We start from the raw sequence: 10,847 nt of genomic DNA, 5'->3' as shown, positions 1-10,847 counted from the left end.
GATCTTCCTCGAAGGTTACTTGCCAATTTCGTCATAGTTCCCCAGTCGCTGGCCATGTCATATTGCGGCAGAAAATCAGCATCCCAGCGGCAGTGCTGCAATTACGTCCTGTTCATGTCTATAAAGCCGTGATAGAGCGCAAAAATCTATTTACGGCCCGGTCAAGGCACAGAATCAGACCGGAGAGTCCCAGAGTTTACCGCAGAACCCAGTTACCGCTTGCCATGCTCACGGAATGAACCCCGGGGCGGAAACGACATTCGAAGATTCGGTGAAGACGAACAAATATGAGACTGAACTCCACCGGTTCGAACTACGCATCCGCCGACGTTCTCACACCAGGTCCTGCATGCTGAACGAGAGAATGGCGCTATCTTCCGATAAGGTAAACTGGCGATGCAATCTCGCACATCGCCCGTTCGTAACAACCGATGGTGACAATTTGGGAGTGCCCTTGTGCTTTTCTACAACACTATAGTGGGGTTGTGTTCGATGTAACGGGCTTTTCGTACGAATCACGAGAAGCTCCATGCACCGGTTCACTATAAAAGTGCAGCATATGATCTCGTTGACCAGAGCGGTGACATTCCTTGATGAACATCTGTAAACAATTCCTGCGAGGCTTGATTTGGAGCTGTGCAGTATTCCCGCTTGCGCCGCTGGCTTTCTCGATGTATGCACAGTCGACACCCAACGTGATCACCATTCCTGCGGTGGCCGAGGAGCGGGAACAGATAAACGCTTTGCCGCACGCGTTCGTTTGGCGACCGGATGGGAAAGTTCTGGCATGTATACGGAGAGTTCGAAGCCGCGTAAAGGGGCAACGGCCCGAACTAGGCGCGGAAGTGGATTCCTATCTTGCCGCAAACGGCGAAAAATCCGTGCTCGTGACGGACGATGAGGTGAGGACTGGCTTCCGGAGCGAAATTAAGACCGGACCATTTGTAGAAGAGGAAGAAATTGCCTTGCGAGGGCAACTCCAAAGCCTCTTATGGTCGAAATCTGGCGATGCTCTCATTTTGACCTCGCACTTTTCTATCGTTTGGTTTGATTTGCCAACCCATAAGGCCACTGTTCTGGTCACGGGTGAGTCCTTCATCAGTGATTCGCAACTCAGCCCGGATGGACATACCGTCAGCTTCATTCGCGATCATGCCATTCAATTCGTGGATACGACGACGCGAAGGGAATCGAATCCAGCAGGTGAGGGTACTGAGGATCATTTGAAGGGCGAACCCGATTGGTCCTATCGCAACGAGTTGGGATTGAGTTCCGCTTACTGGTGGTCTCCGGATTCGAGATCGATTGCGTGGCTCGAAACCGACGATTCCAAGGTTGCGAAGTACGTGTTGCGACCTTCTTCTGGTGAAGAAGGGTCAATTCCATATCCGAAGCCTGGTGGCGCTATTCCATCTGTGAGGCTCATTGTTCAGTCAATCGCAACGGGAAAACGAGTGCCGATAGAACTGGGTACCGGCGATGCCAGTTACCTGGCGAGGGTTCAATGGTTGCCGGATGGGAAGCAACTGGCGATAGAGCGATTGAGCCGGGACCAGAAGAAGCTGGAACTGCTGCTGGCAAACCCGCGTACAGGCCAAGCTCGAACCATTGTGGCCGAGACGGATGCCTATTGGATCAATCTCTCCAATGATCTGCGGTTTTTGAGTGATTCGAAGCGATTCCTCTGGTTAAGCGAGCGCGATAATTACCGCCATCTGTATCTATACGATGTGTCAGGACACCCGATTGCGCAACTTACCCACGGAAATTGGGCAGTCACGTCTGTGGCAGGTATCGATGAGACAGAGGGCGTTGTTTACTTTACGTCGACTGAGTCAGGCTCGCGTGAGCGGCAACTGGATCGAGTAAAGCTGGACGGCACGGGTTTCGAGAGAATCACCCATGACCATGGGACGCATGAGCCCATGCTGTCTCCTGCGCGAGACTTCTTTGTTGATACCTGGTCAAGCCATTTGTCGGCACCGAGAATTCAGGCTCTCGGTACCGATGGCTCTGAGAAGTGGCAGATCGCGGAAGTCGAACCCAACAGCAATATCGCTGCGCCTTTGCAGAATATGGAGTTTATTACGCAAAAGACTCACATGGGTGTTGAGCTCAATGCGTGGATGATGAAGCCCGCCAATTTTGATCCCTCAAGAAAATATCCAGTGATCTTTTATGTTGCGGGAGGCCCGGGAGAGCAAATTGCTGCTGACGCATGGGGCGGAGATAAGGTGATGTGGCTTGCTCTCATGGCGCAGAAAGGATACGTCATCTATGCATTGGATAACCGCGGCTCCGGCGGGCGCGGCCATCTTTTCGAAGAGCCGATTCATTTGCGCTTTTCGAGCGCAGAGATGGCCGATGTAAGAGATGGCTTCCTCTATTTAAGTGCGCAGCCCTGGGTGGACAAGGGGCGAATTGGCCTGTGCGGATGGGGCTATGGCGGTTTTCTTGCAATTCACGGAATGCTCGACCGTCCATTGTTATTCAAGGCGGCCTTTGCCGGCTCCGCAGTTACGGACTGGCATCTGTACGACGCAATTTTTACGGAGAAATACATCGAGGATCCAACGCGCAATCAGGATGGTTGGCTTGCGTCATCGCCAACGGAGAACGCCAAGAATATAAGCGGCAAGCTTCTGCTCGCACAGGCGACACTTGATGAAAAAGTCCATAACGAGAACGCACTGCAGCTTGAGGATGAAATGCTCGACCAAGGCAAGTACGTCGACATTCTTCTTTTTGCTGATCGAAAGAGTCTCTTTGACGATAGGCAATCGCGACGCGTGCTTTTTGAACGGCTCACCGATTTCTTTTTATCAAATTTGTAGCGGTAGTTGGAGCTTGCTGGGAAAGTTCGTACCGTCAGAAGCGGATAGATCAACGGCTGTGGCAGCCTATCGGGGATGATAATCCATTGTGACCGAACACGACTCAGAGCCATCGTCGGCCCACGTGGTGTCGTCCGAATATGTTAATTTTTCCACCAGTGCGGAAGCGCCGGTGCGATGAATATCAACCGATTCCGGATCGAGCTTCCAGGTACCTATTTTAGTTTTGCCAGGTTCTAGAACAGCGTTGTAGATAAACTCGTGCGCATATTCACGTGGGTACCCGCCCGAATCGAGAAGCATAAGCTTAAACACTACGTTTGAGACCGGCTTGCCGCTCTCATTTTGAAAACTGAGTTGCAGTTGGGGCTTGGATTCTCCGCCATCATGCCGGTAGCTGACCTCTACCCTGCCAAGTGCGACCGGACACTTAGGCTTAGGCGATTGGGCGAGGATGGTGGCGCTTAGGTTTAGCGCCGACAACAGAAGCACCGATTTTAATAAATTGATTTTCATGATGAGCATATAGCCAGACACGGATGCCAGAATCTTTGGCTTCGCGGCTAGTCTGAGTCTGAGCTTTCACTGTATAGGTGTCAATGAACAAGCGCTCTTCCACGTGCTTGCCTGATTGTCTTGAAAAGCGCTTGCGATTGATTAACTTTCGCTCTCCGCAGGGATTCGCGGATCTTTACCGGAAAACCTTGCAAAGCGTACTTCCTGCGTGCGGTCTGCATCGGCAAAGCCTTTGGCGGGTATGCGGAACTCATCAAATAGCGGTTCGAGGCACCAGGCCGACATCAAAATTCTGAATCGCAGCGGTACACCTGCGAGAGTTACAGAAAGTCCCGATGCGAGCATGCGCTGCCTTGCGTCGAGCAAGGCGCCCAGTCCTTCCGGTCCGGCAAAGGTCAACTTCTTGAGATGTACAACAAGCAGGTTGCCATTGACGACGCATTCCGTAACCGTGCGATCAATTGTTGCGGTCACAGTTGCGCCTAGCTTGCCGCGAACGTGCAGATGAACAACTCCTCGATCCTCGGTCCGTTGCACTTCGGAAACCGACTGACGAGGGGATTGGAGTAAGCCTGCTAGCAAGGCTCCTGGAAGCCTCACTGCCAGTCCACCGAAGTTGCGGGCGTAACGAGGCATCAACCGGCCCGGTTCCTGGATGGTTCGCCCAAGCCATTCAAGGCCGCTTCGTCGCATCCAGCTTGGAGCACGTTTCACAGCGCCAATCAGAATGTCCATGCTGCCACCGATACCAATGGAGACTGGTACTCCGAGACGACGCGAGTGCATCCTAATCCATTTTTCCTGCTTGGGGTTACCAAACGCAACCAGCAGAATATCCGGCTTTGCCGCGCGGATGCGCTCCAGCGTATCGCCGTGGTCCATTCGCTCCAGATCGGCAACCGGAGGAGCATGATGCCCCACAATATTCACGCCGGGATACATCTGTTTGAGTGTTTCGCTGGCGCGGGCGGCAACATCCGGACGGCCGCCCAGCAGATAAATTCCGTAACCCTTGCGCGCTGAAAGCTCGGCAAGCATGGGAACCAAATCGACCCCCGACACGCGCTCTTTGAGGGGCTTGCCCAGCAGCCGCGAAATCCACACAAGCGGCATGCCATCGGCGACCACGAGGCTGCACCCCGCAAGTATGCGGTGCAGATCAACGTCTCCCAATGAGTTGCCCCAGAAATCCAGATTGGCGGTGGCGACCTGATGGCTTCCACCGGAAAGAATTAACTGCTCGATTCTTTCGACAGCTTCGTCTGCTGTCACATTCGCCAAGGGCAATCCCAAAACTGCTACAGAGTGTTGCAATTCCGTGCTCATATTGTCCTGCCTAATGGTGTTGGCAACGTCGTTTGCGTTGCTCTGGGCTAGGTTTTTTACATACTCCCGCTACTCACATCCTGATGTGTATGTGTTCTGAATCCAGCGGGACGTCTGATGTCTTCTCAAAGGTATAGTCAGATGATTGCTAAAACAATGGCGCAATGGTGGGCGATTTTCCGAGGTGGCTGTAACCATTCGGTACCACAAAAATGCTGCTGCAGTAATACATTAGGAGGGTTACTTAATGGACGTGGCTAGACAGGTGAGATTGGCTAATTCGTCCTATGGATCAAATCGCAAATTCTGAAAGGAACATGCTGGGCCTGAATCAATCGAGCGTATCGCAGTTCTCTTCATGTGATTAGCATCCGGGGGTTCACAAGTTTCTCAGTTCAGACATCGAATGATTGTTGTTAATACTCGCTGATTTCGGCGAAGATGCTTTAACGTAAGCAGCGCTTTGGGAATACATCTGCATCCACGTCCGTTTCATGCACGCGGCGCTTGAAAATAATCGGACGTAATACGATTCGTGTAGTCTTTTCAATCATTGGGATTACCCGTTGATTACCAACGTCAAGCCGATCGAGTACCGCCTATACTGAAGGCATCTTGGAAAATCCACGTCAGACAACAGATGCTGCTTCACAGGCGCCGAGGATAGCCTATCTTCTGAGCCGATACCCGGCCATTTCGCATACGTTTTTCCTGAAAGAGATTCTTGGATTGCGCGATCGAGGTATCGCGATTGAGGTTGCATCCATCAATCTGCCGGATCGCCCCAAAGATCGATTGCCGAAGGTCGAAGCCGCAGAAGCGGAGAAGACTTTTTACGTAAAACCAGACAGTGCGGCTAAGGCCTTGACGCGTCTGTTTATGATCGCGTTTCGAAATCCTCTGGTTTTATTTCGCGGACTCGGTTTTGCGCTGGCGATGGGTGGCTGGGACCTCCTGGCCCGCGCGTATGCATTGTTTTATTTGGCAGAGGCGCTTCTGGTTGGGGATTGGATGCGCCGTCGAGGTCTTTCGCATCTGCATGTGCATTTTGGAGGCGCGGTGGCAACGGTGGGCATGATTACCGCTCATGCGTGGCGCATTCCATGGTCGCTCACACTGCATGGCCCGGACGAGTTTTTCGATCAGGAGAAGTTCTATCTGCGGCAGAAGATCGAGTCTACCGCTTTTGTTATCTGCATTAGCGATTTTTGCAGGAGTCAGGTGATTCGTATTGCTCCTCAGATCGATGACAGCCGAACCGAGATTGTTCGATTGGGAGTGGATTGTGACCAACTCAAGCCTCTGGAGCATTTCCTTAAGGCTGATGAGCCAAGAGAGATACGGTTCGTTTGCACAGGGCGGCTTGTTGCCGCGAAGGGGCATCGAATCTTTATTGAGTCCTTATCCCGGTTGGCTCAGAATGGAGTGTATTATTCCGTGGTGCTAATCGGCGATGGCCCGGAGCGGGCAGCCCTCCAGAGCCTTATAAATGACCGCGGTATCGCTGATCGTGTTCAATTTGCAGGAGCGATGGATCACGGTTCAACGCTGGATGAGGTCGCAAAGGCAGATGTTTTTGTGCTGGCCAGTTTTGCCGAGGGGTTGCCTGTAGCTCTTATGGAAGCGATGGCGTTGGGGATTCCTTGTGTAAGTACGACAATCGCGGCCATTCCTGAGTTGATAGGCGATGGAAGCAATGGCCGGCTCGTTTTCCCGGCCAATGTCGATGCACTGAGCGATGCGCTGCAGAACCTTACAGAGAATCCAGACTTCAGGGCCTTACTTGGTCGAGAAGCCCGCCATACGATAGAAAAGGAATATAACCTTAACGCGAATCTTGAGAAGCTGGCCGCAGTGTGGAGGCGGCGGTTGGGAGGCAGGATCTGATGCAAGCTGTCCAAGACAGGATGATTGGGTGTCTCCATTTCGCGATAGCGTAGAGTATCGCGGTTTCAAAATGGCAATTATGCAGATTTAAAGCCATGGATTTTGTAGTGCGCCAAACGAGTGATGTACAGGCGCTTAAAAATTTGGAAAGCTGAATGATGGTTGAGGCAGGCAACGCTGCTTCCGTTGAACGCCGCCCTCACCTTCAGGCAAAACATTCGCCGAGGAATCCAGCATGGCCTCTGGCCTATTGAAAGACACTCTGGCGGCCCCATTTGTGGCCGTTCACAGAGTATTGGCAAAACCGATCGACTATTGGCAACGACTGCGGGCTTTTGCCGCGTTGCGTGCATCTCTGGCCTATCCTTTGCCATCGACAGTGGTAATTCTGGGCCAAGCACAGGTCTATGGATCAGGACGGGTACGATGCGGCAACGGGTTGTTGATTTATCCGCAACAATATTGGGAGACTTGGGAAAGCGGCGAAATCAGCATCGGTGATGGAGTCGTGCTTTCGACCGGAGTTCATCTGGTGGCGTACGCAGGAATAGCGATCGGGAAAGGCACGATGATTGGTGAGTACACAAGCATCCGAGATGCTAATCATACCCGCGAAGAAGGGATGACGTTGCGCGGCTCGGACCATTATGCGAAGCCAATTTCTATCGGTAAAGAGGTCTGGATTGGCAGAGGTGTTGCTGTATTAAGCGGCATCACAATCGGCGATGGCGCAACTATCGGAGCGAATGCGGTAGTGACCCGGGATGTGCCGGCTGGGGCGGTGGTTGCAGGCGTTCCGGCTGTTCCGATCCGGCGAAGAGCGGAAGTTCTTTCGGAGATGCGGTGATGACTGCATCGCAACTTCAGCCCAATTTGTATCCCACTCTTTCGGTCGTCATCATCGGACGGAATGAAGGAGAGCGTCTGAGGCGTTGTATTGTTTCTGCGCAGTCCATCCAGAGTTGGAAGCCGTCGGAGATTCTCTATGTCGATTCAGCCTCTACCGATGGCAGTCCTGCGATGGCGGCCGATCTGGGGGCGACGGTGCTTACGCTTCCGCCCGGCGCTTTTACAGCGGCGCGCGCGCGTAATCTGGGTTGGCGATCGGCAACAGGTGAGCTGGTGCTATTTCTCGACGGAGATACGATCCTCAATGCGGATTTCCCACTCTCGGCACTGGCAGAGATGAACAAGGATGCAGCGAATGCAGCCGTTTGGGGGCATCGGCGCGAAGCATCTCCTTGCTCATCTGTGTACGTAAGGGTGCTTGATCTCGATTGGGTCTATCGTCCAGGAGAAACCCCATTTTGCGGCGGAGACGTACTGATCAGGCGTGCTGCTCTCGATGCGACAGGAGGCTATGACGACACGCTGATTGCTGGCGAAGAGCCCGAGATGTGCCGAAGAATGCGCAAGGCTGGATGGCGTATCCAGCACATCGATCATCCAATGACCCTGCATGATCTGGCTATTACGCGATTCCGCCAATACTGGCGGAGATCCCAACGGGCTGGTTACGCTTACGCGGCGGTGTCGTCGCGTTTCCGGCATACGAGCGATCCGTTCTGGTCAAGCGATGCGCGCGGAAACAGGCTGCGAGGCTTGTTCTGGATACTGTCTCCACTGCTTGCTATCGCGGCATGTTTTGTGTGGGCTTCCTTGTTTCCTTTTGCGCTCTGGATTCTTTTGCTCCTGGTGCTGGCTGTGCGTACGGCGTGGCAGAGCCGTTGGAAGAGTACATCGGCGCGGACTTTATTCCTGTATGGTTTGCACTCTCACCTGCAACAGATCCCGATTTTGAGTGGACAGATCCAATTTCTGATGAATCGAAACAAGACATTGATGGAATATAAGGATGTATCGGGTACGATGCAGGAGCAGTCACCGGAACAGCCACAGGCCAATCGTCCATGAATCTTCCAAATTCCTCTGATTCCGAAGACAACAAACAACCGCACAGCATCACGACGCTCTCCACCCGTGTCGTCTACCGCAACCCGTGGCTTTCGTTGCGGGAGGATGAAATTCTGCGCTCCAACGGCCGGCCAGGCATCTACAGCGTTATCGATAAGCAGGACTGTGCAGTTATCATTCCGATCGATTTCGACGTGGAGGGTGGCCGGGTCTGGTTGGTGGAGCAGTTTCGCTATACAGTGCAGGAGCGCTGTCTCGAACTGCCACAGGGTGGCTGGGAGATGGATGATGTTGATCCAGAGGAACTGGCTCGCGGGGAGTTGAAGGAAGAGCTTGGTTTGCATGCTGAAAAGATGGTCTATCTCGGCTGGACATGGATTGCCTACGGCTTTGCCCGGCAAAAGCAGCATGTCTATCTCGCGACTGGTTTAAGCCAGACAGAAAAAGATCCCGATCCTGAGGAGCATGATCTGGTCGTTCACTCGATGACGGTGCGTGAATTCGAGGAACGGATGCTGGATGGAACAATCCGCGATGTCTGTACGCTGGCGGCGTGGGGCCTTTATTTGCTCTGGAAGGCCCGGCAGTAACGATAAACTGAGTGCGGCCCGACCGGCTTGGAGCACGATTCAAACCAACGCTATTCGTTGACACCAAGTCGTTCCGAATTGCATCCGAAGAGTGGAGCCGTCTGCGTGAATGCGGTTCCAGAGGAGACCGATGAGCACCGCATATTCCGACGCGTTCGTATTTCTTGGCGCAACCGGCGATCTTGCCTATAAGCAGATTTTTCCCGCGTTGCGCGGGTTGATTCGCGACGAAGGTTTCAACCTTCCCATCATCGGAGTAGCCAAGGCCGGATGGAATCTGGACCAGTTCAAGGCGCGTGCGAAAGACAGCCTTTCGCATCATGGATGCCCGGATGATGAGAGCTGCGCCAAGCTGATCGATCTGTTGCATTATGTCGACGGAGACTATAACGACCCCAGCACCTTTGAGCAGCTAAAGAAGGAACTAGGTGATGCGCAGCGGCCTCTGCACTATCTGGCAATTCCACCGAGTCTTTTTGGTGTGGTAGCCGAGCATCTCGCGCAGGCCAGTTGCGCCAACAATGCGCGGGTTGTCGTTGAAAAACCGTTTGGACGCGATGTCGAATCGTCGCATCAACTGGGCATGACGCTGCAGAAATACTTCCCCGAAGGGAACATCTTTCGCATCGATCACTACCTGGGCAAAGAGCCGGTTCAGAACATCCTGTATACGCGCTTTGCCAACCCGATGTTTGAGCCGATCTGGAATCGCGAGCATGTGCGCAGCATTCAGATCACGATGGCTGAGAACTTTGGCGTGCAGGACCGCGGCAAATTTTACGACGAAGTAGGAGCGCTGCTGGATGTGGTGCAGAACCACATGCTGCAGGTGGTGGCGAATCTTACGATTGATCCTCCTACGGGGGAAGACCACGACAGTGTGCGCAACCGCAGGAGCGAACTGATGCGGGCGATCAGGCCGCTGACTGCGGAAAATATTGTACGCGGCCAGTATGAAGGGTACCGGTCGGTGCCGGGTGTCAGGCCGGGGTCGCCGGTGGAGACTTTTGTGGCGGTCAGGTTTGAAATTGATAGCTGGCGTTGGGCGGGGGTACCGATTTACGTGCGAGCCGGCAAGATGATGCCGGTGACCTGTACGGAGGCGGTTATCGAATTCAAGCGTCCTCCGCGAGAGACCTTCGGAGAGCTGGTGCCAAATACATCGGCACACATGCGCATCCGGCTCGGCCCGGATATGCAGATCGCAATGGGCGTTCGGGTGAAGACGCCAGGCGAGCGCATGGTAGGCCGCGATGTGGAGCTGGAGCTGCACCGCGAGGCGGTAAGGGATATGCCCCCGTATGAGCGGTTGCTGGGGGATGCAAGCCGAGGCAACAATGAACTCTTTTCCCGTCAGGATCTCGTTGAGGCGCAATGGCGGGTTGTCGAGCCAGTGCTCGGTTTTGTCACTCCGTATTACAGCTATGCTCCGGGCAGTTGGGGGCCAGAGGAAGCTAATCAGCTGATCGGCAACGACGGTCCATGGCTTGATCCGGAAGTTTGAGCTGCAACAGCCTGCCTTGAATATGTCATTCATTAGTCGCTAGGCGAAGAAGTGGAGAAATAATAGAGGGGAGGGGGTAATTATTTATTTGAGCAACGCTGCCCGCCGCTCTCATACACGCCGAAATCAGGTAGATGCCTTTATTTGAGTGGTTTGCCTGTTAACTGATTGATTAAAATTGGCGATATCGCGATGGCGTCGCGCCTTTGGCGCTGGTGATATCGTTCTTTCCTCGTCGGCCTGCGGTCTTTTCATTTCTCAAAATGCGGGCCTTCT

8 protein-coding genes are annotated in these 10,847 nt (G+C 53.5%); 6 read left to right on the top strand and 2 right to left on the bottom strand.

Going from position 1 to position 10,847, the window contains the following annotated elements:
* The first annotated feature begins 845 nt into the window (after window positions 1–845).
* A complete protein-coding gene (locus OHL22_RS12525) occupies window positions 846–2,834 on the top strand; it encodes a S9 family peptidase (RefSeq protein WP_263337672.1) in 1,989 nt (662 codons plus the stop codon).
* Between the two features lie 66 nt (window positions 2,835–2,900).
* On the opposite strand, the gene OHL22_RS12520 is transcribed toward OHL22_RS12525, so the two are convergent.
* Window positions 2,901–3,371 carry a hypothetical protein gene (locus tag OHL22_RS12520; RefSeq protein WP_263337667.1) on the bottom strand — a complete coding sequence of 157 codons (471 nt, stop codon included), beginning with the start codon at window positions 3,369–3,371 and terminating at the stop codon, window positions 2,901–2,903.
* A gap of 120 nt (window positions 3,372–3,491) precedes the next feature.
* Entirely contained in the window at window positions 3,492–4,676 is a 1,185-nt protein-coding gene (locus OHL22_RS12515) for a WecB/TagA/CpsF family glycosyltransferase (protein ID WP_263337664.1), read from the bottom strand.
* 615 nt (window positions 4,677–5,291) lie between these two features.
* Here OHL22_RS12515 and OHL22_RS12510 point away from each other — a divergent pair.
* From OHL22_RS12510 to zwf, 5 genes are all read left to right on the top strand, one after another.
* Window positions 5,292–6,563 (top strand): glycosyltransferase family 4 protein, encoded by a 1,272-nt coding sequence (locus OHL22_RS12510; protein WP_263337661.1) that lies wholly within the window; start codon window positions 5,292–5,294, stop codon window positions 6,561–6,563.
* 235 nt (window positions 6,564–6,798) lie between these two features.
* On the top strand, window positions 6,799–7,410 hold the full coding sequence (locus OHL22_RS12505; protein WP_263337659.1) for an acyltransferase: 612 nt from the start codon (window positions 6,799–6,801) through the stop codon (window positions 7,408–7,410).
* Entirely contained in the window at window positions 7,410–8,477 is a 1,068-nt protein-coding gene (locus tag OHL22_RS12500) for a glycosyltransferase family 2 protein (protein WP_263337656.1), read from the top strand. The genes OHL22_RS12505 and OHL22_RS12500 overlap by 1 nt, the downstream gene beginning before the upstream one ends.
* Window positions 8,474–9,067 carry an NUDIX domain-containing protein gene (locus OHL22_RS12495; RefSeq protein ID WP_263337654.1) on the top strand — a complete coding sequence of 198 codons (594 nt, stop codon included), beginning with the start codon at window positions 8,474–8,476 and terminating at the stop codon, window positions 9,065–9,067. The genes OHL22_RS12500 and OHL22_RS12495 overlap by 4 nt, the downstream gene beginning before the upstream one ends.
* A 130-nt stretch (window positions 9,068–9,197) precedes the next feature.
* Window positions 9,198–10,571, top strand: coding sequence for a glucose-6-phosphate dehydrogenase (gene zwf / locus OHL22_RS12490; protein WP_263337651.1), 1,374 nt, complete (start codon window positions 9,198–9,200; stop codon window positions 10,569–10,571).
* Window positions 10,572–10,847 lie beyond the last annotated feature (276 nt).

The organism is Acidicapsa dinghuensis, assembly GCF_025685685.1.
Taxonomy (GTDB): Bacteria; Acidobacteriota; Terriglobia; order Terriglobales; family Acidobacteriaceae; genus Acidicapsa; species Acidicapsa dinghuensis.
Note: the sequence above shows the minus strand (reverse complement) of the source record. Positions and strands in the feature narration are given on the sequence as shown.

Coding starts and splice junctions, on each gene's coding strand:
- OHL22_RS12515 (WP_263337664.1), bottom strand. CDS start 4,676: ATGAGCACGGAATTGCAACACTCTGTAGCAGTTTTGGGATTGCCCTTG.
- OHL22_RS12505 (WP_263337659.1), top strand. CDS start 6,799: ATGGCCTCTGGCCTATTGAAAGACACTCTGGCGGCCCCATTTGTGGCC.
- OHL22_RS12500 (WP_263337656.1), top strand. CDS start 7,410: ATGACTGCATCGCAACTTCAGCCCAATTTGTATCCCACTCTTTCGGTC.
- OHL22_RS12495 (WP_263337654.1), top strand. CDS start 8,474: ATGAATCTTCCAAATTCCTCTGATTCCGAAGACAACAAACAACCGCAC.
- zwf (WP_263337651.1), top strand. CDS start 9,198: ATGAGCACCGCATATTCCGACGCGTTCGTATTTCTTGGCGCAACCGGC.